At 69.0% G+C, this 21650-nt stretch carries 20 protein-coding genes; 8 read left to right on the top strand and 12 right to left on the bottom strand.

Annotated features, from left to right (window positions below; genetic code table 11):
- Nucleotides 1-203 precede the first annotated feature (203 nt).
- The 3 genes from GC106_RS09360 to GC106_RS09350 all read left to right on the top strand — a co-directional run bounded on the left by GC106_RS09360 (nucleotide 204) and on the right by GC106_RS09350 (nucleotide 4821).
- Entirely contained in the window at nucleotides 204-1649 is a 1446-nt protein-coding gene (locus GC106_RS09360; RefSeq protein ID WP_173127790.1) for an aldehyde dehydrogenase family protein, read from the top strand.
- A 200-nt stretch (nucleotides 1650-1849) separates the two neighbouring features.
- Nucleotides 1850-2101 carry a hypothetical protein gene (locus GC106_RS09355; protein WP_173126958.1) on the top strand — a complete coding sequence of 84 codons (252 nt, stop codon included), beginning with the start codon at nucleotides 1850-1852 and terminating at the stop codon, nucleotides 2099-2101.
- Nucleotides 2102-2184: 83 nt separating this feature from the next.
- Nucleotides 2185-4821, top strand: coding sequence for a CHAT domain-containing protein (locus tag GC106_RS09350; RefSeq protein ID WP_173126955.1), 2637 nt, complete (start codon nucleotides 2185-2187; stop codon nucleotides 4819-4821).
- Nucleotides 4822-5021: 200 nt separating this feature from the next.
- On the opposite strand, the gene GC106_RS09345 is transcribed toward GC106_RS09350, so the two are convergent.
- The 4 genes from GC106_RS09345 to GC106_RS09330 all read right to left on the bottom strand — a co-directional run bounded on the left by GC106_RS09345 (nucleotide 5022) and on the right by GC106_RS09330 (nucleotide 9506).
- The gene (locus GC106_RS09345) at nucleotides 5022-6497 is read right to left on the bottom strand and encodes an FAD-binding oxidoreductase (RefSeq protein WP_173126952.1); all 1476 of its coding nucleotides are present in this window, start codon (nucleotides 6495-6497) and stop codon (nucleotides 5022-5024) included.
- 120 nt (nucleotides 6498-6617) lie between these two features.
- Nucleotides 6618-8270 (bottom strand): FAD-dependent oxidoreductase, encoded by a 1653-nt coding sequence (locus tag GC106_RS09340; RefSeq protein WP_173126949.1) that lies wholly within the window; start codon nucleotides 8268-8270, stop codon nucleotides 6618-6620.
- A gap of 73 nt (nucleotides 8271-8343) precedes the next feature.
- Nucleotides 8344-8850, bottom strand: a complete 507-nt coding sequence (locus GC106_RS47605; protein WP_173126946.1) for a GNAT family N-acetyltransferase — start codon at nucleotides 8848-8850, stop codon at nucleotides 8344-8346.
- A 38-nt stretch (nucleotides 8851-8888) separates the two neighbouring features.
- Nucleotides 8889-9506: a TetR/AcrR family transcriptional regulator gene (locus GC106_RS09330; protein WP_217280281.1), complete on the bottom strand. Its 618-nt coding sequence runs from the start codon at nucleotides 9504-9506 to the stop codon at nucleotides 8889-8891.
- A gap of 75 nt (nucleotides 9507-9581) precedes the next feature.
- On the opposite strand from GC106_RS09330, the gene GC106_RS09325 reads away from it, so the two are divergent.
- Complete coding sequence (locus GC106_RS09325) at nucleotides 9582-10571, top strand: SDR family NAD(P)-dependent oxidoreductase (RefSeq protein WP_173126941.1); 990 nt, start codon at nucleotides 9582-9584, stop codon at nucleotides 10569-10571.
- Here GC106_RS09325 and GC106_RS09320 read toward each other — a convergent pair.
- Together GC106_RS09320 and guaB are read right to left on the bottom strand one after the other, a co-directional pair.
- Nucleotides 10555-11688, bottom strand: a complete 1134-nt coding sequence (locus GC106_RS09320; protein ID WP_173126938.1) for a GuaB3 family IMP dehydrogenase-related protein — start codon at nucleotides 11686-11688, stop codon at nucleotides 10555-10557. The genes GC106_RS09325 and GC106_RS09320 overlap by 17 nt on opposite strands.
- Before the next feature lie 29 nt (nucleotides 11689-11717).
- On the bottom strand, nucleotides 11718-13229 hold the full coding sequence (gene guaB, locus GC106_RS09315; RefSeq protein ID WP_173126935.1) for an IMP dehydrogenase: 1512 nt from the start codon (nucleotides 13227-13229) through the stop codon (nucleotides 11718-11720).
- Between the two features lie 117 nt (nucleotides 13230-13346).
- Between guaB and GC106_RS09310 the strand changes: the two genes are divergently transcribed.
- Entirely contained in the window at nucleotides 13347-13733 is a 387-nt protein-coding gene (locus GC106_RS09310) for a DUF5319 domain-containing protein (protein ID WP_312872562.1), read from the top strand.
- 83 nt (nucleotides 13734-13816) lie between these two features.
- Here GC106_RS09310 and GC106_RS09305 read toward each other — a convergent pair whose 3' ends face one another.
- The 5 genes from GC106_RS09305 to GC106_RS09285 form a co-directional block, all read right to left on the bottom strand.
- Nucleotides 13817-14671, bottom strand: coding sequence for an anti-sigma-D factor RsdA (locus GC106_RS09305; RefSeq protein WP_312872561.1), 855 nt, complete (start codon nucleotides 14669-14671; stop codon nucleotides 13817-13819).
- 186 nt (nucleotides 14672-14857) lie between these two features.
- Nucleotides 14858-15430 (bottom strand): sigma-70 family RNA polymerase sigma factor, encoded by a 573-nt coding sequence (locus GC106_RS09300; RefSeq protein ID WP_173126932.1) that lies wholly within the window; start codon nucleotides 15428-15430, stop codon nucleotides 14858-14860.
- A gap of 247 nt (nucleotides 15431-15677) precedes the next feature.
- Nucleotides 15678-16274 carry a response regulator transcription factor gene (locus GC106_RS09295; RefSeq protein ID WP_018682728.1) on the bottom strand — a complete coding sequence of 199 codons (597 nt, stop codon included), beginning with the start codon at nucleotides 16272-16274 and terminating at the stop codon, nucleotides 15678-15680.
- Entirely contained in the window at nucleotides 16271-17257 is a 987-nt protein-coding gene (locus GC106_RS09290) for a hypothetical protein (protein WP_312872560.1), read from the bottom strand. The genes GC106_RS09295 and GC106_RS09290 overlap by 4 nt, the downstream gene beginning before the upstream one ends.
- Entirely contained in the window at nucleotides 17244-18137 is an 894-nt protein-coding gene (locus GC106_RS09285; RefSeq protein WP_246365337.1) for a MerR family transcriptional regulator, read from the bottom strand. The genes GC106_RS09290 and GC106_RS09285 overlap by 14 nt, the downstream gene beginning before the upstream one ends.
- Nucleotides 18138-18488: 351 nt before the next feature.
- Here GC106_RS09285 and GC106_RS09280 point away from each other — a divergent pair, with 351 nt between their 5' ends.
- From GC106_RS09280 to GC106_RS09270, 3 genes are all read left to right on the top strand, one after another.
- Nucleotides 18489-18791, top strand: a complete 303-nt coding sequence (locus GC106_RS09280) for a WhiB family transcriptional regulator (RefSeq protein WP_173126927.1) — start codon at nucleotides 18489-18491, stop codon at nucleotides 18789-18791.
- A 252-nt stretch (nucleotides 18792-19043) separates the two neighbouring features.
- Complete coding sequence (locus tag GC106_RS09275; protein WP_173126924.1) at nucleotides 19044-19349, top strand: type VII secretion target; 306 nt, start codon at nucleotides 19044-19046, stop codon at nucleotides 19347-19349.
- The gene (locus tag GC106_RS09270) at nucleotides 19342-20724 is read left to right on the top strand and encodes a hypothetical protein (RefSeq protein WP_173126922.1); all 1383 of its coding nucleotides are present in this window, start codon (nucleotides 19342-19344) and stop codon (nucleotides 20722-20724) included. The genes GC106_RS09275 and GC106_RS09270 overlap by 8 nt, the downstream gene beginning before the upstream one ends.
- 107 nt (nucleotides 20725-20831) lie before the next feature.
- Here GC106_RS09270 and GC106_RS09265 read toward each other — a convergent pair whose 3' ends face one another.
- The gene (locus GC106_RS09265; protein ID WP_173126918.1) at nucleotides 20832-21494 is read right to left on the bottom strand and encodes a hypothetical protein; all 663 of its coding nucleotides are present in this window, start codon (nucleotides 21492-21494) and stop codon (nucleotides 20832-20834) included.
- Nucleotides 21495-21650: the final 156 nt, after the last annotated feature.

The following is a 21650-nucleotide window of genomic DNA, read 5'->3' as shown; positions in this document are numbered from 1 at the left end:
TCAAGCATCGCAGGCGCCGCTGGCGACGGGCCTGGCGGGTGAAGAGGTTCACCCGTGGGCTTGGTCGCGTTGGTCGTTCGCGCCCCAACTACGGCGGCGAGCAGGCACTGCGTGGTGTCGGCCGCGTGGAACGACGGCTCTGACGCCCGCAATGGCGCAGTGTGCTTGAACGCATACTCAGTGGAGTGACTACGTTGGACGCCATGGATGCCTACACGCCCACACCTAGGCCCTGTTGGATCGCGGGACGCCCGGAACAGGGCGTGGAAGCACTGACGGTGCTTCACCCGTTCGACGGTTCCGAGGTGGCCACGGTCGCGGTCCCGGGCGCCGAGCAGATCGAGCGTGCCGTCACGGCCGCCGCTGCCGTCGCGACGGAGTTGCGGCGCACACCGGCCCACGTCCGGGCCGACGCGCTCGAACACGTCTCACGTGGACTCGCCGCACAGGCCGAGGAGCTCGCCGAGCTGATCACCGCGGAGAACGGCAAGCCGTTGAAATGGGCCGAGATCGAGGTCCACAGGGCGGTCTCGACGTTCCGGGTCGCCGCTGAGGAGGCCCGCCGGTTCGGCGGTGAGATCCAGCGGCTGGACACCGAACCGGCCGCGGCGGGCCGGGTCGCCCTGGTCCGCCGGTTCCCGCGCGGACCGGTGCTGGGCATCGCGCCGTTCAACTTCCCGCTCAACCTGGTCGCGCACAAGGTCGCTCCGTCGCTCGCGGTCGGCGCGCCGATCCTGATCAAACCCGCGCCGCGGACCCCGCTGTCCTCTCTGGTGCTCGGCGAACTGCTCGCGGAGACGGATCTGCCGGAGGGCGCGTTCTCGGTGCTGCCGGTGGGCAATGAGGCGACCGCGGCGCTGGTGCGTGACGAGCGGCTGCCGGTGGTGTCGTTCACCGGCTCCGGCCCGGTCGGCTGGTCGCTGATGGACGCCGCGCCCCGCAAGCACTTCGTGCTCGAACTGGGCGGCAACGCGGCGGCCGTGGTGTGCGCGGACTGGCCGGACCTCGACTTCGCGGCCGGCCGCATCGCCACGTTCGGCAACTACCAGGCGGGGCAGTCGTGCATCGCGGTCCAGCGGGTGCTCGTCGACCGCACGATCGCCGACGAGTTCATCGGCAAGCTCGTCGACGCGGTCCGCGCGCTGCGCAACGGCGACCCGCACGATCCCGAGGTCGAGGTCGGCCCCGTGGTCGACGACGCGGCCGCGGCCCGGATCGAGTCCTGGATCGAGGAAGCGACCTCCCGTGGCGCGAAACTGCTCACCGGCGGGCGTCGCGAGGGGACGCTCGTGGAGCCGACCGTGCTGCTGGACGTGCCGGAGGACAGCAAGGTCTGGGCCGAGGAGGTCTTCGGGCCGGTGCTCGCCGTGTCGATTGTGGACGGTAACGACGAGGCACTCGATCGGGTGAATTCCTCGGCCTACGGACTCCAGGCCGGCGTCTTCACCCGCGATCTGCCGACCGCGACACGCGCGGGCGCCGAACTGGAAGTCGGCGGCGTCATCATCGGTGACGTTCCGTCATTTCGCGCAGACCAGATGCCCTATGGCGGCGTGAAGGGGTCGGGCTACGGCCGGGAGGGCGTCCGATCAGCGATGATCGACCTGACCGAGGAGCGGATAACGGTCCTGACAAACGTTAGCCTCTGACCCGATCAATTACGTCACAATCGGAGTAATTCGACCAAGATCCCGTTTCGCTTCGTAATTCCCATACCCCCATTCGTGCGGTAGATTCGGACCGGTTCCAGTGGGGGGAACCGCGTTTGAACACCCAGAGTCGTGTTCACCGTTCGAGGACTCTGGTTAGGGGACACGTGCCCAAGGCGCGTTACGAGGAGGGACTACCCATGACGACCGCGAACACCGAGAACGAAGACCTGCAGGGCTTGGTCCGGCCGAAGGACGACGGCGAGATGCGGCCGCAGGGCCCTGTGTCGCACCAGACCGAACCCATCGACAGCAGCGGTGGTTTCCGGCCGGCAGGCCCGGTGTCGCACCAGACCGAGCCGGCGGACGGCGACGGCGACGGGACCACCCAGCCGGACGGCCCTGTCTCGCACCAGAAGACGGAGCCGAAGCCCGAGCCCGTCCAGCCGTGACCCACGCCCGGTGATGAGCGCCCGCCCGTCGACCCACCCGGTCGACGGGCTCGCTTGTTGACCTTTTGTGGTCTCATAGACCGGTGCCCGCGACACGCCCGACCGAAGGGACGAACCGGACGAGGGCGACCTCCCCGGCCGAGGTGATCAGCCAAGCTCGAGAACTGCATCGCAGGGCGGTGGAGATCGGGCACGCTGGCCGCTACACCCAGGAGAACCGGCTGTTGCGCCGGGCGCTCGCCCTGCTGGAAAGCGTGGGTCCGAGCGACAGCATCGACTGGATTCGCACCCGTGCCCGGATTTTGATCACAGTCGCGTTCGCCGAGGCGGAGTCCGGCACCCTCGCGCAGGGACTCGCCCAGCTCGACGCGCTCCGCCCTGAGGTCGAGGCGGTGACCGACGAAGCGATCCGCGCGGAACTGCTCGGCGCGATCGACGGCAACCACGCGGGCCTGTTGCTCCGCAGCGGGCGGTACGAGGAGAGCATCCCGCTGCTCGACTCGTCCATCAGCCACAACGAACGCAACCTTGAACTGGGCACGGACGACCTGCCACGGCTGATCAACGCGCTGGCCGCGTCGCTGTCCAACCGTGGCCTGGCGTACCTGGAGATCGGCCGGATCGAACCGGCCTTCATCAATCTCAACAGGGCGATCACCATCGGCCAGGACAACGACCTGCCGATGCGGGTGGCCTACGTGCACCACCTGCTGGGCGACCTGTACCAGCGCGCGGGCGACATCCCGGAGGCGTTGCGCTACTACCAACTGGCCGAACGGGACTACCTCGAACTCGCCCCGTTCATGCTGCCGCGGCTGCGGATCGACCAGGCTCAGGCGCTGATCTCCGCGGGCCTGGCCGACGAGGTCGCCAAGCACCTCGACGACGTGCTGCCGCAGATGCAGGTGGAGCGCGTCCAGCAGGACCTCGCCGAAGCCGAGCTGATGCGTGCGACGGCCGCGCTGATGGAGGACAACCTCTCGCTGGGCCGTAAGCTCGCCAACTCCGCACGACGCCGTTTCAAGCGGCGCGGCAGTGACGCGTGGGCCGCGGTGGCGGCGCTCATCGGATTGCGTGTGGACGTCGCACAAGCGTGGCGTGGCAAAAGAATCCCCGCGTCCCTGCCCGCGCGGGCAAGTCAGCTGGCGGACGAACTCACGTCCGTCCGGCTGATGGACGAAGCCGCGATCGCCCGTACGTTGGCAGCGCGGCTGGAGGTCCGGCGAGGAAACATCGCTGAGGCGAAGTCGTTGCTCGGTGCGTTGAGCCGGCCTGGGCCACTGACACCGATCGAGCAGCGCATGCTCCTTCGCCTGACTCGTGCCGAGCTCGCGGCCGCCGAGGGGAACAGGCGCCAGGCGTTCGCCCAGGCTCGGGCGGGCCTGGGCGACCTCGGCCGGGCACGTGACCGGATGGGCGGGCTCGAACTGGTGTCCGCGACCGCGATCCACGGCCAGGAACTCGGTGATCTGGCTGTCCGGCTGGTGCTCGACGGCGGTGACTCCACGGCCGAGGCACGTCGCATGTTCGGCTGGCTTGAACAGACTCGGGCGCAGATGTACCGCTATGAACCGGTTTCCGGGATCGACGACCCCCAGCTGGTCGAGTTGATCGCGGAGATCCGTAACCTCGGCTACGCGTTGCGGCAGGCCAAACTGGACGGTCGGCCGACGACACGGCTGCGGTCCCGTTACGCCGAACGGCAACGAGCCGCCATGCGGCTCGGCTGGCACGCGGCGTCCCGGTGGGGCAAGCCTCGACCGGTCGCCGACTTCGCGGATGTGTTGACGCAGCTCGGATCCGGCGCATTGGTCAGCTTCGCGGTGTCAGGCGGCGCCATGCTGGCGGTGGTGCTGACCGAGGGTCGCGTCCAGCTGGTGCGACTGGGTTCGGCGGCCCAGGCGACCGAGAACGCGATGCGGTTGCAGGCCGACTTGAACGCGATGGCGCCCGATCACCTGCCGGAACCGCTGTTCAACGCGATCTCGACGTCCGCCCGCAAGCACGCGGCCGCGTTGGACGCGCAGCTGATGCGCCCGTTGGCCGCGTTAACCGGGGACCTGGTGATCGTGCCGACGCGAGCGCTGTACGCAGTTCCTTGGGGCGCTTTGGATTCGCTGCGTTCCCGGCCGGTCGTGGTCGCTCCTTCAGCCACCGCCTGGCTGGCCGCCTCGCGCTCGCCTGTCCATTCGGGACACACGGCTTTGGTCCGTGGGCCGGGGTTGTCGGCCGCCATCGGCGAGATCGACAAGCTGGCGGCGCACTACGAGAAGGCGACACTGCTCGCCGGTCCGGACGCGACTTCGTTCCGGGTGCTGGAAAGCCTGGACGGCGCCTCGCTCGTGCACATCGCGGCGCACGGGGAACACGAGGCCGAGAACGCGTTGTTCTCCAGGCTCGAACTGGTCGACGGGGCCTTGTTCGCGCACGAACTCGCCCGGTTGGAACGGCCTCCGCGCCAGGTCGTGCTCGCCGCGTGCGAACTGGCGTTGCACCGCATCCGGCCTGGTGACGAGGCTTTGGGGTTCGCCGGTGCGTTGCTGGCCGGCGGCGTCGGAACCGTTGTCGCCGCCGCCAGCCGGGTCGGCGACCTGCCCGCCGCGGCCGCGATGGACGACTACCACCGCGCTTTGGCCGCTGGTTCTTCGCCTGCCGTGGCTTTGGCCGAAGCGGTGGCCGTCGACCCGTTGCGCCGTCCTTTCGTCTGCCTCGGCAGCTGAACCCCTGTCGGCTAGGTCGTGTTTCGAATGTCCCGGTCGATGAGAGTCTGCCCCGGCCGGAGGCCGGAATCGGCTCGGTGGGGCGGTTCCTGGCGTCGCCGCGGGATCGCCGCGAATACTGGTTGTCTTTGGGCGGTCCCGCGGTGGCGTCAGGGGCCGCATCCGGCCCGGCTATCGCGATCGGGCATTTGAAACACGGCCTAGGCCCGTGGGATCGCCTGCGGGAAGGCGAAAACCCGGTGCGGGTCGACGGTTTCGGCGATCTTCCGCAGCCGGGGGAGATTGGCGCCGTAGTACGCGTCAGCCCAGTCCGGCATGGTCGGGTCGATGTAGTTCACGTACCCCGTGGTGCCGGCGACCTCGGTCAGGGCGTCGCGAACCTCGCTGACCTGAGTGGTGGCCCGGGCGGCGTCGGCGGCGTCCGCCTTCATGTAGATCTGGGCGCTGGCGAAGGCTTTCCGGTGGGGGAACGCGGTGTCCGACGGCCCGAGGTCCGCGATCGCGCCGCCGAGGCTGTCGATCAACAGGTCCAGTCCGGGCCTGCCGGTCATCATGCGGGTGATCTTCGCGGGATCGGCCGGGCCCGGCAGCATCCGCGACGAGGCCACAAAGGACTGTCGACGGCTGCTCCCGGCGAAGAACCGCATTCCGTCGAGGTATTCCTTCGCCTGCACCACGCGCGAGGACGGGCGGACCTTCAGGCCCGCGAGCAGGCCGTTGAGCTCGCCGAGCGAGCCGACGTGACAGCCGCTGACCTCGCAGGCGGGTGCCTGGGCCGCGCCGGTGACAATGATGTTGGACCACAGCTCCGGTGGCGCCGCGGCGATCCATTGTTGCCACGCACCCAGCACATCCGTTGCCGATCCGGCCGGGAACCGCATGGTGAAGACGGCCAACGCGGGCGCGGGCAGCGGGGCGAAAACGAACTCCGTGACGATCCCGAAGTTCCCGCCGCCACCGCCTCGCAGTGCCCAGAAGAGATCCGTGTCCCTGGCCGAGGACGCCTCGACGACCCGGCTGTCCGCTGTGATCACCGTCGCCGCGTCGAGACGGTCACAGGTAAGCCCGAATTTCCGCGAGAGCACGCCTATTCCGCCGCCCAGCGTCAGCCCGGCGATGCCGACGGTCGGGCACGAGCCGGCGGGCAGGCATTTCCCGGCTTTGGCCAGTTCGGTGTAGACGTCGACGAGCTTGGCGCCCGCCCCGATCCGGACTGTCCCATCTGGACGGACAGCGACTTTCTTCAGCTCGCTCAGGTCCACCTGAAGGCCGGATTCCGGGACCGAATAGCCCGCATAGCTGTGGCCGCCGCCGCGGGCGGCGATCGGCACCTTGGACTCCGCCGCCAACGAGACGCAGGCCTGAACGTCCTCAATGGTCTGACACCGGGCGACCGCGGCGGGTTTGCGGCCGTCCACAAGCGGGTTGTAGACCTGCCTGACCGTGTCGAAGTCCTTGTCACCCGGCAAGAACAGTGTGCCGGAGATTCGCGCGCGCAGGGATTCCCAGTTCGGCGGGGCCGGCGGCACGGTCACCGTGGTGGTGGCCGTAGGCACGGGCGACGTCGTCGTGCCCGGAGCGCCGGGCGCGGTCGTGTCGGCGGACGAACAGCCCGCCAGGACGGTGCCCGCCCCGGCCAGTCCCGCGGCCCGCAAGAAGGCACGCCGATCGATCATCCCCGAACTCCTCCCGACTTCTCCATCATCGGTCGTCCGGCGACTCCGCGCACGACAATGTCGTCAGATGCATAACAGCGGGTGGAGGCGGGAGATGTCACCCGAAACGAGTAGTGTCGTTCAGCGCAGCGCCCCCGGAGCGGAATCGGGTACGGCGGGTGATCTCGGCGCGACCGCCTCGATACGACGATACGGTGAACCTTGGTCCGGCCGGGGATCGGCCTCGCCCTTGTTGGGCCACAGGGAGAATGCGCGTTCGGCCTGCGCGGTGATGGTCAACGAGGGATTCACTCCCAGGTTCGCGGTGATCGCCGCTCCGTCCACAACGGACAGTCCGGGATAGTTGTGCACCCGGTGGTAGGGGTCGATCACGCCACTCGCCGCGTCCTGGCCGATCGGGCAGCCGCCGATGAAGTGCGCGGTGAGCGGGATATCGAAGATCTCGCCCCACGTGCCGCCCGCGACGCCGCCGATGTGTTTCGCGGTCAGCTGGTTCGCCAGGTGACCGGCCGGGATGAAACTCGGGTTCGGTTCGCCGTGGCCCTGTTTGGACGTGTACCGGCCGCGTTTGTCCAAATAGGTGGTGATCGAGTTGTCCAGCGACTGCATGACGAGCAGGATCACGGTCCGTTCGCTCCACCGATACCCGTTGAGCAGCCGCGCGGTCTGCACCGGATGCCGGACCACGAACCGCAGCGCCTGCTTCCACCGTGGCACCTCTGACGCGCCGTCGGTCGCGATGGTCTGCAACAGACTCATGGCGTTGCTGCCTTTGCCGTAGCGCACCGGCTCGATGTGCGTGTTCGCGTCCGGGTGGATGGACGACGTGATCGCGACACCGCGGCTGAAGTCCCTGGCCGGGTCCACTGTGAACCGCCCGGAGCCGATGATCGCCTCGGAGTTCGTCCTGGTCAGCTCGCCCAGTCTCGGCGAGAGCCGGGGCAGCGTACCTGACCGGCGCATCTGGTGCAGCAACTGCTGCGTGCCCCACGTGCCCGCCGCGAGCACCACATGCGACGCGGTCAGCGCATGCCGGAAACGTGTGCCCGTCTTGCGGATCGCCACCTCGAACGACCCGTCCGGCCGCTCGGTCAGCCCGATGACCGTCGTCATCGGAACGATCTTGGCCCCGGCCTGTTCGGCCAGGTACAGGTAGTTCTTCATCAGGGTGTTCTTGGCGCCGACCCGGCACCCGGTCATGCACGAACCGCACTCGGTGCAGCCGGTCCGCGCGGGCCCGGCGCCGCCGAAGTACGGGTCGCCGACCGTCTCCCCTGGCTTGCCGAAGTACACGCCCACCGGCGTCGGGTGGTACGACTCCGCGACGCCCATGTCCGCGGCCACCTTCTGCATGACCTCGTCCGACGCCGTAACGGTCGGGTTGGTGACGACACCGAGCATCCGGCTCGCCTGGTCGTAGTGCGGCGCCAGCTCGTCACGCCAGTCAGTGATGTGCGCCCACTGCTTGTCCTCGTAGAACGGGTCGAGCGGCCGGTACAGCGTGTTCGCGTAGACGAGCGATCCACCGCCGACACCGGCGCCCGCCAGCACCATCACGTCCCGCAGCAGGTGGATGCGCTGAATGCCGAAGCAGCCGACCGCCGGCGCCCACAGGTACCTGCGCAGATCCCACGAAGTCTTGGCGAACTCGTCGTCGGCGAACCGCCTGCCCGCCTCGATGACGGCGACCCGGTAGCCCTTCTCGGTCAGCCGGAGCGCGGCGACACTTCCGCCGAAACCCGAGCCGACGACGATGACGTCGTAGTCAACCATCCCCTGAGGCTAGTTCGCCGACCGCGTTCTGACTAGGAGTAAGTTTCTCGCCAGTAACATCAGCCCGGCGGCGTCACTTCTTCTTCAGGTCGGTGCGCAGGATGCTGTAGCTGATCAGATCGTGCCGCTTGCCCTTGCGCAGCTGGGCGCCGCGCAACACGCCTTCCCGGGTGAATCCCGCCTTTTCGAGGGATTTCTGCGCACGCACGTTGGTCTCGTCCGTGCTGCACTCGATGCGGTCGACGTCAGTCGTGTCGAACAGGTGCCGGACGAACGCCTTGAGCACGGCTGTTCCGATGCCCTTGCCCCGGGCACGAGGCAGGAGTTCACGCCCGAAGTTCCACGCCAGGCAGCCGTACGACGGCCCGTACGTCACCGGGTGCCACATCACGTGGCCGAGCAGTTCAGTGCCGTCCTCGGTGGTCACCGCCAGCCGGTATATCGGGCACTCGATGGGTATCTCGCGGCCGTCGCGGTCGACGTCGTAGGCACCGTCGCCATGCTCCCCCAGATACTCCAGGTCGCCCGCGGCGAGTTCGGCCAACGCGAACCCGTCGCCCTTGAACACGATCTTGCGCACACCAACCCCCAGGTCGGATAAGAGGTCCCCGCAGGGATTCACCCGACAAAATACCCATGAGCGGATGAACTCGTGATGGCGACGTCCACAGCACGGCTCATCGCGGCACGGACCTCGTCAGGTTGGTCGCCTTGCCGCAGGCTGGTGAGCGCGGCGGCGTTGATCGCGCCGACCACCGCGCCGACCAAGGCGGCAGCGTCGATCAGCGTCAGCTGCTCGGGAAACGCCTGGTACAGGGCCTCGGTCAGCTCGGTCTGCCCGGTGAGCAACCGGTGCAGGAGTCCAGCCTGCAACGCGGGCACGGACACGATCAGGCGGGCGCGCAGCGCGGCCAACCCGTTGGGCAGATCGGTGTGCCAGGCATCGGCGATCATCCGCTCGGCCGCGCGGCGCAGAACCTCTGGCACGGACTCATCGGCCTGACGTTGAACGATGGCCCGCACGCCGCTGCCGACCCGGGTGGCGGCATTCGCCAGCAGCACGTCCTCCTTGGCCGCGAAGTGCAGGAAGAACGTTCTGGTCGACACGTCGGCGGCCTCGGCGATCTGGGCGACGGTCGTTTCCTCGTAGCCCTTGGTCTCGAACAGCTCGATCGCCGCTTCGACCAACGCCTGACGCGTTCGCTGCTTCTTGCGCTCACGGCGCCCCTCGGTCACCCGAGGACTATACGACATCCAATGAATTGCTACATTGACTGCACTCATTCATCTCATGCAGCAACTGGGGTCACTATGGGAGCTCTGACGGGAAGAGTCGTCCTCATCACCGGCGCCGGCCGGGGTATCGGGCGCGAGGAAGCGCTCTTCTTCGCGGATGAAGGCGCGAAAGTCGTGGTCAACGATCCCGGCGTGGCACCGGACGGCAGCGGCCGCGATGCCGGCGTCGCGGCCGCGGTCGTCGACGAGATCGTGGCCCGCGGCGGTAGCGCGGTGGCGAACACCGACAGCGTCAACGACTGGGAAGGCGCGCGCCGCATGGTCGATACCGCTGTCGAAGCATTCGGAGACCTGCACGCCGTGGTCAACAACGCCACGATCAAGGCCGATCGGGCCATGACCAGGATGACCGAGCGCGAGTTCGACGACGTCGTCGCGGTCAAGCTGAAAGGCACGTTCGCGGTCAGCAGGTGGGCCGCACGGTACTGGCGTGCCCAGTACGAATCCGGAATCCGCGTCGACCGGGCGATCGTGACCACGTCGTCCGGTTCCGGCCTGACGAACCCGTTGCCGGGGCAGACGAACTACGCGGCGGCCAACGCGGGCGTCGCGGCGATGACGATCTCGAGCGCACTGGAACTCGGCCGGTACGGCGTGCGGGTCAACTGCATCTCGCCGTCGATGGCCCGCACCCGGCTCACCCTCGGCGTCCCCGGGATGTCGGACAGCCCGCCGTCGGGCACGTTCGATCCCTTGCACCCCGGAGCAAGCGCGCCGGTCGCCGGTTACCTGGCGAGTGCGGACTGCCCGCTGACCGGTCAGGTGCTCGTGGTCCGAGGCAGCACAGTCGTGGTCGCCAACGGATGGTCGCCCGGCGCGCACGTGACCAGGGATGGTTCACTGTGGACAGTCGATGAGCTCGGCAAGGCGCTGGGCGAGCTTCGCTTCGCCGACCAGTTCGAGAAGCTCGCCCACGCGCTCGGCGGCGCACTGGGCGCCGCCGGGCGGGAACGGATCCAGCAGCTGATCAACGCACAGCTGGACGAGGTCAGCCCCGGATCGTGAGGCCGACCTTCTGGAACTCCTTCAGGTCCGAGTAGCCGGTCTTGGCCATCGCCCGGCGCAGCGCGCCGAAGAGGTTGAGCGTGCCGTCGGCGTCGCTGGACGGGCCGAACAGCAGCTCACGCAGGCTGACTTCGCTTTCCGCGGCAGGCACGACCCGGCTGCGCGGCAACGACGGGTGCGCGGCAGCGGCCGTCCAGTACAAGCCGCCGCCGGGCGCCTCGCTGGCGGCGGCCAGGGGCGCGCCGAGCATGACCGCGTCGGCGCCGCAGGCGATCGCCTTGGCGATCTCGCCGCTGGTCTCCATGCCGCCGTCGGCGAGCACGTGGACGTACCGGCCGCCGGTCTCGTCGAGGTAGTCACGCCGTGCGGCCGCTGCGTCGACGATCGCGGTCGCCATCGGTACGCCGATGCCGAGCACGCTGTCCGTCGAAGTGACGCCGCTGCTGTAGCCGTAGCCGACGATGACGCCCGCGGCGCCAGTGCGCATCAGGTGCATCGCGGTGCGGTAGTCGTGCACACCGCCTGCGACGACCGGGACGTCCAGATCCTCGATGAACTTCTTGAGGTTCAACGGTTCCCCGTCGCGGGCCACGTGCTCGGCCGACACGATCGTGCCCTGCACGACCAGGATCTCCACGCCCGCCGCGATCAGGTCCGGGGTCAGTTCGGCCGCGCGCTGCGGGCTGACCCGGGCCGCGACCGTCACGCCGGAGTCGCGGATCTCCTTGACCGACTGCGCGATCAGGTCCGCCTGGATCGGCGCCGAGTGCAGCTCCTGCAACACCTTGGTCACGTCGGCCGCCTCGTTCGCCTCTTCGGCGGCCTCGATCAGCCGGAACAGCACATCGTCCACATTGGAGTGCCGGGCCCACAGGCCCTCCGCGTTGATCACGCCGAGGCCGCCGAGCTCGCCGACCGCGACCGCGGTGCGCGGCGAGACCACCGCGTCGGTCGGGTGCGTCACCAACGGGATCTCGAAGCGGTACGCGTCGAGCTGCCACGCCGTGGACACGTCCTTCGACGACCGCGTCCGGCGCGACGGCACGATCTCGATGTCGTCAAGCTCGTAGGCGCGCCGGGCCGTCCGGCCCATGCCGATCTCGACAAGATCCCGCACTGTGAATTCCTCCAGCTACTGCTAGCCCGTCAGCGCTTGGTGTAGTTCGGCGCTTCGACGGTCATGGTGATGTCGTGCGGGTGGCTTTCCTTCAGGCCTGCCGCGGTGATCCGGACGAGCTGCGCGTCCTGCAGCTCCGCGATGCTGTGCGATCCCGTGTAGCCCATGGCGGCCCGCAGCCCGCCGACGAGCTGGTGCACCACGGTCGCCAACGGACCGCGGTACGGGATGCGCCCTTCGATGCCCTCGGGCACGAGTTTGTCCTCGGCGAGCACGTCGTCCTGGAAGTACCGGTCCTTGGAGTACGACTTGCCTTCGCCGCGGGCCTGCATCGCCCCCAACGAGCCCATGCCCCGGTAGGTCTTGAACTGCTGGCCGTTGACCAGGACCACCTCGCCCGGTGCCTCGGCGGTGCCGGCGAGCAGGCCGCCGATCATGACCGTGCTGGCGCCGGAGGCGATCGCCTTGGCGATGTCGCCGGAATACTGGATCCCGCCGTCGCCGATCACCGGCACGCCGGCCGGGCGGCACACCAGCGAAGCCTCGTGGATCGCGCTGATCTGCGGGACGCCGACGCCCGCGACCACGCGCGTCGTGCAGATCGAGCCAGGACCGACACCGACCTTGACGCCGTCCGCGCCCGCGTCCACGAGCGCCTGAGCGCCGGCCCGGGTCGCGACGTTCCCGCCGACGATGTCGACGACGTCACCGAGCTCCTTCTTCAGGCGGGCGACCATCTCGACGACGTTGCGCTGATGCCCGTGCGCGGTGTCCACCATGATCACGTCGACGCCCGCGTCCACCAGGGCCATCGCCCGCTTGTGCGCCGCCTCGTCGACGCCGATCGCGGCGCCGCACAGCAGCCTGCCGTCCGGGTCCTTGGTGGCCAGCGGGTACTGCTCGGTCTTGACGAAGTCCTTCACCGTGATCAGTCCGCGCAGCTTGCCCGCGCCGTCGACGATCGGCAGCTTCTCCACCTTGTGACGGCGCAGCAGACCCAGCGCGGGCTCGGCGGAGACGCCGACCTGGGCGGTGACCAGCGGACCCTTGGTCATCACCTCGCTGACCTTCTTGGTGTGGTCCATCTCGAAGCGCATGTCGCGGTTGGTGATGATGCCCACGAGCTTGCCCTCGGCGTCGGTGACCGGCAGGCCGGAGATGCGGTAGCGCGCGCACATCGCGTCCACCTCGGCCAGCGTGTCCTCCGGAGAGCACGTGACGGGGTCGGTCACCATGCCCGCCTCCGACCGCTTCACGGTCTCGACCTGCGTCGCCTGCACGTCGATCGGCAGATTGCGCTGTAAGACGCCGATACCGCCATGACGGGCCATGGCGATGGCCATCCGCGCGTCGGTGACCGTGTCCATCGCGGCCGAGGCCAGCGGGACCCGCAAGGTGATGTTGCGCGACAGCTTGCTCTGGGTGTCGACCTCGCTGGGCACCACGTCCGAGGCGGCCGGCAACAGCAGCACGTCGTCGAAGGTCAGACCGAGCATGGCGAACTTGCCCGGCACCTCATGGGCGGTGAGCTCGCTGGTCATCGTTGCCGGGCCTTCCTACGCCTGACGTCTGCACTCGCCCGTGTTTTCCCAGGCGAGAGGAGTTGACCCCATGGTATCTGGACAGGCCCAGGGGCCCGCCCGGTACCGTGCGAGACCGTGCCGCACGACTCACTGCCCCCCGACCCCTTCGCGGGCGACCCGGACGACCCCGCCCGGGCGATCATCGACCACGATGACGAGGTCGAGCACCCGATGGGAGAGGACGAGCGGGCCGAACTGCTGACCGACCTGTCCGACCTGGCCGTTTACCAGGCTCTGCTGGAGCACCGCGGGGTGAAGGGCGTGGTCGTGGACTGCGGTGAATGCCAAGAGCCGCACTACCACGACTGGGCCCTGCTGCGGGCAAGCCTGGAGCAGCTGCTGACCGACGGCCGGATGCGTCCGCACGAACCCGCGTACGACCCAGACCCCGGCGCCTACGTGAGCTGGGAATACTGCCGCGGCTACGCCGACGGAGTCACCGCGACCGAAAGCGCCCGCTAACCCCTCGTGAGTGGCTACGTCCTCGTGAGTGTTTATCGGGGTTCTAACCCCGACAACCACTCACGAGAACCACTCACGAACAGTCAGCTGGGGTTTTCGGTTTCGAGGCCGTCGGTGTTGACGATGTCGCCGTCGCCCGGCCTGCCGCCTTCACCCGTTCCCGGGGATTCACTGCGGGGCGGGCCGCTGCCGCTGCCGGGCTCTCCGGTGCCACCGTTGGTGCCCGAACCCGGCGGGTTCTCCGGCACGGAGGAGGTCGACGTCGGCGTGCCGGAGTTCGGCGGGTTCGAGGGCGGGGCCGACGGGGTTCCGCTCGGCGTCGGCTTGCTCGACGAGGAGCTCGCCGTGGGCTTGGTCACGTCCGAGCGCGGGTTCGTCGACGTCGCCGGGGGCGGGAACGGGCCCAGGGTCAGCTGCTCGAGCAGCGACTCGTGTTCGGCCTGCAACACGTCCTTGCCGTCTTCGGTGGAGACGTTGGACAACGCGGTACCCGCTGCTTCGAGGGCGTCCTTGGCCTCGCTGATCTTGCCTTGTTCCAGTGCCTGCTGGGCGTCGTTCAAGTCGGTGCGCACGGACTTGGCGGCTTCCACCGAGCGTGCGTGTTCGGCGTAGAGGACCTTGCTCAAACCCCAGAGCGCGTCGCCGGGCTCGGCTCCCCGCGCTGCCATCCCCACACCTGCGAACGCCATCGCCAGCACGGCCGCTGCGGCCGCGACTGGGACAAGCATGCGTGGCCTGCGTCTCCGCGCCGATCGTGCCGCGGTGACGGTCGCCACGGCGGTCTTGGTGTCCACGATCTCGGGTACGGGAACGCTGTCCACGTCCTGGCGCCACGCGAGCAGCAGCGCGTTGAGCTGCTCGTCGTCGAAGTCCACGGACTCGGCATCGTCGATGGTCTTGGCCGCGAGGGCGTCGAGCAGCGCGTCGTCCGCGCGCACCTGCGCCAGGTCGTCCTCGACGTCATCAAGGTCAATTGCCGAGAAGTATTCATTTTCTGGCGAAACGTGGGTATCGTCACGTTCCGTGGACGTAGCGCCCGAGGTGACCGGGTGAAGGTCACCCGATCGGCCGGTCTGCGGCGACTCGGGTGACTCTCTGCCGTCACTTTCGTGCCGGTCGGCCATTCAGACCACCTCCTCCGCTGACAGAGTCTTACGTAGCCGTGCCAAAGCGCGGTGCTGAGCCACTCGTACGGCCCCGGGAGTCGACCCCACCGCTTCTGCGGTCTCCTCCGCGGACAGCCCGACGACCACCCGCAGCACCACGATCTCGCGTTGTTTGTCAGGCAGGACGTCCAGCAGTTGCTTCATGCGCCTGGTGAGCTCGCCCTGCATTGCCCGTTGTTCCGGTCCCGCGTCGGTTTCCGGTTCGTCAGGTACGTCGGCCACCGGCTCCGAACGGTTACGTGCCGCCGCGCGATGCGCGTCCGCGACTTTGTGTGCGGCGATGCCGTACACAAACGCCAGGAAGGGCCTGCCTTGATCGCGGTAGCTCGGCAGAGCTGTGAGCACCGCGAGGCACACCTCCTGAGCGACGTCGTCCGCCGAAGCGAATGAACGTTCCTGCCTACCGACCCGTGCGCGGCAGTACCGCACCACGAGGGGACGTATGGACGCCAATACACGCTCCACCGCCTGAGGATCACCCTCGACGGCAGCGCTCACTGAAGCGTCCAGCCCGTCCCCCAAATTCGTCATCGCAGACAACAGCCTTGGCGTTACTCGTAGGCGTCCGACAGTAACCGTCACCGTGCGCGGAGTATCCCTCCTCACGGTGACAACTTCCTCACCGTACCGGTCGCACCCAAGCGGACTAACCGCCGGATGGGGCTTTGTGGTCGGATCCGACCACGGTGGAACCGAACGACCAGTTCCGGCATGCGGAACGGCCCGAGGTCATCAACCCCCGGGCCGCGCCACGCTGTAGATAGTCGTCGATCGGCGGTCAGGAAACCAGACCCCGGCGGAAACCGTGCGCCACGGCTTGCGCGCGGTCGCGCACGCCCAGCTTGCGGAACAGCCGCCGGGCGTGGGTCTTCACCGTGTCCTCCGAGAGGTAGAGCTCGCGGCCGATCTGGCCGTTGCTCTTGCCCTGGCTCATCCCGCGCAGCACCTGCAGCTCGCGATCGGTGAGCTGGACACCGGGGTCCGAGGGCTGCCGCGGCGCCGGCACCGAGGTGCTGGCCAGCGTGTGCGCCAACGCGGCGACCAGTTCCGGACGCGAGGCGTCCCACCGCAGGTAACCACGGGCTCCACCGGCGATCGCGGCGGCGATGCTGCCCGCGTCGTCCGGCGCGCCGAACACGATGACATTGGCCTGCGGGTTGGCCGAGACGAGCCGGCGCGTGGCCTCCACACCTGTCGGTACGGCGCGCTGGGTACCCACGAGCACGACGTCCACCGGCTGGCGGGAGAAGCGGGCGAGCAACTCGTCACCGTGCGCTACGCAGTCGATGCGACTAACCCCTGGGACAGCAGACATAACGCGGGTGAGACCCTCCCGCACGCTGCGCCGGTCGTCGCAGATCAAGACCGTCGTCACGGGGACTCCTTCCTGCAGCCGAGTGACGTTCCTCCTCCCCTATCGGACGCTTGCGCGCCGACCTTGACACGATCTGGTGGTAATTCTGTGAACGAGTTCGCCCGGATGCTCCGCTGAGTGGGTTCCCCCGATGCCAGGAGCGTGTCCGGCACCCAAGGGGAGGACGCGGCCAGGCGACGCGCGATCGGGTCTGCGCGTCGTAACACACAGTGCAGAGCACCCGCGGCGCGGCGCTGGTGCTCGGCCGCCTTCGCGGGGTCCAAATCGGCGAGCAACAGTGAGCAAGGCCACACCAGAGGCAGTAAGCCGTACTCGATTGACTGGTCCACGACCCCTGACGCCAGGTGCTTGGCCCGAATGCGCTGCGTGACGCCACCGCTCGCGGTCAGCGCCGCGGCGAGCACCATCTGAGACTTCGCGATGTGCCTCGCGGCCCCCGCGGCACGGGCCCGGCGCAGCGCCGCCTCGGCGAACGGTACCGATTCAGACGAATTTCCGGCGGCGAGCTCGACTTCCGCCTTGACCCAGCCGAGCCGGACCTGGCCACGCCAGCCGACGTCGCCGAGGGCGTCCGCGGTGGCGATGAGCCGGCGGGCGGCGGTCAGCCTGCCGGTGCCCAGCGCGTCGGCCGCCAGCCCGAGCAGTGCGTCCGACCGGGCACCGAGAGTATCGATTCCGTCACAATCCCCGTCGGCGGCGGTGTCGGTCAGCCGGGCGAGCGCCGTCGCGTCCAGGCGCCGGGCGACGTCGTGCCCACCTACTTGTCTGCGGTGCGAGCCGAGGGTGCTCGCCGCGAGCGAGCCGATCACCGGCTCCGGGTGCGTGAGCAGATCGGTCAGGATCGCGGCGGCCGCGGCGTACCGGCCCTGCCCGCCGAGCACCACGGCGGCGAGCCAGCGGTCCTTGGGGGTCTCCCCGGGCACCACGCGGACGTCCGGACGGTCGCCGAACGCGGCGCGCCGCAACTGCTCACTCACGGGCACCCGCGACCACCGCCTCGATCCGGTCGACCGCGTCGGCCAACACGTCGAGTCGCTGAACCTGGGAGGGCAACCGGGCGAGCGCCCAGCCGGGGCCGCACACGAACATCCTGATCTTCTGCCGGGTCCGCGGCAGCCGCCCGAACACGGCCGGATCGCCGTGCCGCGGCAACTGCGCCCACAGCACCACTGCCGCCGGTGCCGTCCGGCGTACCGCGGAGGCGAGGGCGTCGGCCGGCAGCGCGGCACCGAGCATCTGGGTTCCGACCTCCCGGCGCGCCAGCGCGGCGCGCAGTACATACAGCGGCAAACTGTGCCGCTCGTCCGGTGCACAAGACAGTAGTACCGGTCGTGGGTTACGAGCGCGGCCGAGCAACGGGGTCGCCGCGATCATCGCCGCGAGCACGCACTCGTTGAGCAGGTGCTCGACCTCCACGCACGCACCCGAGTGCGCCCACCGACCCGCGACCGCGGTCAGCACGGGCCGGACGACACGGTCCCAGCAGGCGACGACACCGTCCGCCTCGATCGCCTCGACGAGCAGCCGCTGGACGCCGAGGCCGTCCATGGCGAGTGCGGCCCGGCCCAGTCCTTTGGCCAAAGTGGACTCACCCGGAACCACAATCGGTTGCGGCGCGGGCTTTTCCGGCTCCGCGTGCACCTTGAGCGCGTACTCCGCCGCTTCGGCGGGCGACGCGCCGCGCAGCAGGGCCCGCTGCATCAGTTCGAGCCGCGCGACGTCCTCAGGGCTGTAGCGGCGATGTCTTCCTGTCGTATGGCCACGCGGGCCTAAGCCGTAACGCCGGTCCCAGGTCCGCAGGGTCGACGGCGCCACACCGAGCCGGCGAGCCACGGCTGCCACCGGCAATGACGGCTCGGGCATCTCCTCCCGCGGAGGGTTGCCGAGCAAGGAATCCGGCCCCGTCGCCACGCGTCTCATGGTCGGGTCCGCCACCCGGCCCGGCAACCGGAACAGCCGGACCGAGCAAAGTGGACGGCCGGATCCATGGTTCGTGTCGCATAAGTGAGCAAATGTGCCGACGGAGTGATCGCCCGAACCGCACGCTGTACGCCGTCCGGGTGACCGGGCGCTGTCCGTAGTGGACGGTTTACTGGATTGGGTGATCTGTAGGTGATCACCCTTGAACAAGTATTGGCGCGGTTCTACTGTCGCCTTCGTTGGACCGAATGGAGTACCGACGTCCTCTCCACGAGAACGAGGAGGCGGGCCACGATGGCGGACACGCGCAGGCTTCCCGGCCCCAACGCGGACGTATGGGACTGGCAGCTGGAAGGTAGCTGTCGCGGCATGGACAGCGCCTTCTTCTTCCACCCCGACGGCGAGCGGGGGCCGGCACGCAGCAGGCGGGAGGCACGGGCGAAGGCGATCTGCCACGCGTGCCCCGTCCTGGAACTGTGCCGCAAACACGCACTCGCGGTGCACGAGCCGTACGGAATTTGGGGCGGGCTCTCCGAGTCCGAACGAGACACCATCATCAAGTCCCGCAAGCGAAGTTTTGTCGGCGCGGGCACCTGATCAGAGACTTTCCTCCGAGAAAGCGCGGCCCCTGAAGGCACGTGGGCAACTCCTCGCGTGCGGAATGTCGTTGCGGCGTCTGTGGTCCGACCGGGCGACAGCGCGGGTACTCCGGTAGTGGTAGCTGTTTCTGTCGTCTCCGCTCGACCGTGATCGCGTTACGGTGCCAAAGTCGAGGGAACGAGAGGCGGAGACGCTGTATCCGTCCCGGCCTTGCTGGCACGGATACAGCGTCGGGGGGACAGGTGCCTGATGACCAGCGGATTCACTGCCGTCACGGACGAGCTGACCGGACACGCACGCGTCCTACGGCAGGTAGCTGACGACCTGCACGACGGTGCGGACGCGGTGCGCACGAGCCTGACCGCCGACGCGCTCGGCCAGGTGGGCCAGCCCTTCACCGCCGAACTCGACAAGGTCGTCCACGCCGCGCAGCGGGCCCTGGCTGCCGGGGTCGTGGCGCTGAACGCGACCGCGACCGGCGTGGCCACGTCGGCCGCCGCGATCGACACCACCGAGCACGGCAACGCGGCGCGCCTGGGCGGTGGCGATGTCTGACCTGGCAGCCCTGTCGGCGCCGATGAAACCCGTCGACGCCCTGCACCAAGCCGGTCTGGGCAGCCTGAGCACGCTCGTCGGGCCGCTGCAGGGTGTGCTCGACCGGATGGCGGGAAACACCCAGGTGGTCCAGGCCTTCACGCAGGCATGGACGGGTGCGGCCCAGCACGTCGAGCAGGTCCGGCGTCGACTGGCGGAGGCGGCCACCGACCAGACCAACGCCTGGCGCGGCGTGGCCGCCGACGGCTACCGTGCCCGGGCCGCGCGGATCGCCGCCGCACTGGGCGAGTTCGCGGCCACGGCGAAAACCGCGGCCGACACCGTGGACCGCACCGCCGCCGCGGTCGCGGCGGGCCGGAGCGCCGCGAACGACTTGCTTACCGACCTCGTCCGGCGGCTCATCTCCCTCGCCCAGCACATCATGGCTGCCCAGGGCGGCATGACCGCCACCGTGCTCGCGCAAGCGAGCGAGCTCGTCACGGCCTATGTCAAACCGCTCGCGGCGCTCGAACGCCAAGTGCAGGACACGGTGACGTCGGCGGCCGGATCATTGGCGGGCCCCACCGCGAAGCTCGACGAGCTGGCCCGCCTCTGGCAGAGCCACGGCGCCGCCTCGACCACCGTGCCCGCGGACACCAGGTCGGTGCAGCCGGTGCGCGTCGCCGAGATCATTCCGCACGACCGGCCGGCCAAGCCCACTGATCCCCCGCACACACCAGGGCGAACGGACTGGACGTTCTCTCGGAACGGCTGGGCGCCCACAGGTCACCGCAACTCCCCGGACGCGATCTTCCACCGGGTACCCGAACCGGACCAGGCCCGCTATACCGACTGGCTGCGCAAGATGACCGCCGCCGGAATCAGCCCGCGCCTGGCGTCGATGGCGTTGTCCTTCACACCACCGGGTACCGGCCTGCCGGTTGTCGGCGAGCACGCGGGCACCGGCGTGATCGGCCTCCCGAGTGAGAACAACCCCGCCCATCCGGTTGTCGGCCGGGAGATCGTCAACGTCGACGGCCGCCCGCTCGAGATGGTCCACCGCGTGGCCGACGCGATGAAGGCGGCGGCCGACAACCTCACGACGCTGGGACCGGACCGGCACGAGCTGTGGATCCAGATCCCCGGGGGGCTGGCGACCGCCGACGCGCTGCGGGAAGTCGTCATGAGAGACGTGAACGCGATCATGATGCATGTGCCGGACGACCAGTACGAGCGAATCCAGCGGCTGCAGGTCGGGTTCTTCCATCCGGACGGCACACTGGTCGGCTCCCTCCGGCACGAGGGGCATGTCTCGCCGGACACGACGATTCCCCCTGAGTCGCCGCTGCGGCAGCCCGCCCGGTTCCCGACACCCCGGACGGAATTCAAGCTGTGACCCGCGGAATGTCGCCAGTCGCGCGTTGGCACGTCAGCGAGGTGGAAATGCACCGACCACACCTGCGGCGGCCGTGGCCGCCGCAGGTGTGACCGCTTCGTACGCCATCACAGGCCGCTGGCACACCAGTTCGAGCCGCTCTTGCGCATCTCCATCGTGATGGTCTGGTTCTGCCCCTGCACGGTCAGCCTGATCCGGGCCTGCGCCGTCGACCCCGAGCCGGTCACGCCCTGTAGCTCGGCGGAGGCGCCCGGTGGCAGGCGGGACAGTTCGCGCTTGAGCTCGCTGGCCGCCGAGCTGCTGCAGGCCAGCTCGTCGATCGCGCTCGTCGAACGGGACTCGATCACACCGATGGCCGTCTCGGCCAACGCCTCGGGACTGGACGCGCCGCCGCCTCCGCCGCCACCGCTCGACGGCCTGCTGCCGCCGGTGGGCTTGCCCGCGTTGGGCGGCGGAACGTTCACCTCGGGCGCACCGATCGGCTTCTCGGTTCCGGTGCCGTCGGCCGACTCGCCGCTGTCATCGTCCCCTCCGGATAACGCGAGCACGAGCACCAACGCGATCACGGCCGCTCCGGCGACGCCGGCAAGCGCGATGATCAGGCCGTTGTTGTTCTTGCGTGGCGGCGGGTACTGCCCCGGGTATCCGGGCTGCTGCGGTCCGGGCTGCTGCGGATATCCCTGCTGCTGGGGATAGCCGCCCTGCTGTTGCGGGTAGCCGCCCGGTTGCTGCTGATAGCCGCCGTACTGCGGCCCCTGCGGATAGCTCACTTCCAGCCCCCAGCCTCGAATTCCCACCCTGTGCAGCGGGAGCATAACCAGCGCTAACACGCTTCGCAGCGTTTCGCCGGATGCCGCCGTCACCGGTATGTGCGAGGCCTCGTTGAAGCGTTGGCACTCGACTGGGTAGAGTGCTAGTTGCACGGC

It is taken from the genome of Kibdelosporangium persicum (assembly GCF_013280595.1).
Taxonomy (GTDB): domain Bacteria; phylum Actinomycetota; class Actinomycetes; order Mycobacteriales; family Pseudonocardiaceae; genus Kibdelosporangium; species Kibdelosporangium persicum.
This window is presented reverse-complemented; position numbering and strand designations above follow the sequence as displayed.

What these genes read in the sequence shown, in the direction of transcription:
- GC106_RS09285 (WP_246365337.1), bottom strand. Translation starts at nt 18,137, where the DNA reads ATGCCCGAGCCGTCATTGCCGGTGGCAGCCGTGGCTCGCCGGCTCGGT.
- GC106_RS09300 (WP_173126932.1), bottom strand. Translation starts at nt 15,430, where the DNA reads ATGACGAATTTGGGGGACGGGCTGGACGCTTCAGTGAGCGCTGCCGTC.
- GC106_RS09275 (WP_173126924.1), top strand. Translation starts at nt 19,044, where the DNA reads ATGACCAGCGGATTCACTGCCGTCACGGACGAGCTGACCGGACACGCA.
- guaB (WP_173126935.1), bottom strand. Translation starts at nt 13,229, where the DNA reads ATGACCAGCGAGCTCACCGCCCATGAGGTGCCGGGCAAGTTCGCCATG.
- GC106_RS09325 (WP_173126941.1), top strand. Translation starts at nt 9,582, where the DNA reads ATGGGAGCTCTGACGGGAAGAGTCGTCCTCATCACCGGCGCCGGCCGG.
- GC106_RS09270 (WP_173126922.1), top strand. Translation starts at nt 19,342, where the DNA reads ATGTCTGACCTGGCAGCCCTGTCGGCGCCGATGAAACCCGTCGACGCC.
- GC106_RS09360 (WP_173127790.1), top strand. Translation starts at nt 204, where the DNA reads ATGGATGCCTACACGCCCACACCTAGGCCCTGTTGGATCGCGGGACGC.
- GC106_RS09340 (WP_173126949.1), bottom strand. Translation starts at nt 8,270, where the DNA reads ATGGTTGACTACGACGTCATCGTCGTCGGCTCGGGTTTCGGCGGAAGT.
- GC106_RS09280 (WP_173126927.1), top strand. Translation starts at nt 18,489, where the DNA reads ATGGCGGACACGCGCAGGCTTCCCGGCCCCAACGCGGACGTATGGGAC.
- GC106_RS09345 (WP_173126952.1), bottom strand. Translation starts at nt 6,497, where the DNA reads ATGATCGATCGGCGTGCCTTCTTGCGGGCCGCGGGACTGGCCGGGGCG.
- GC106_RS09355 (WP_173126958.1), top strand. Translation starts at nt 1,850, where the DNA reads ATGACGACCGCGAACACCGAGAACGAAGACCTGCAGGGCTTGGTCCGG.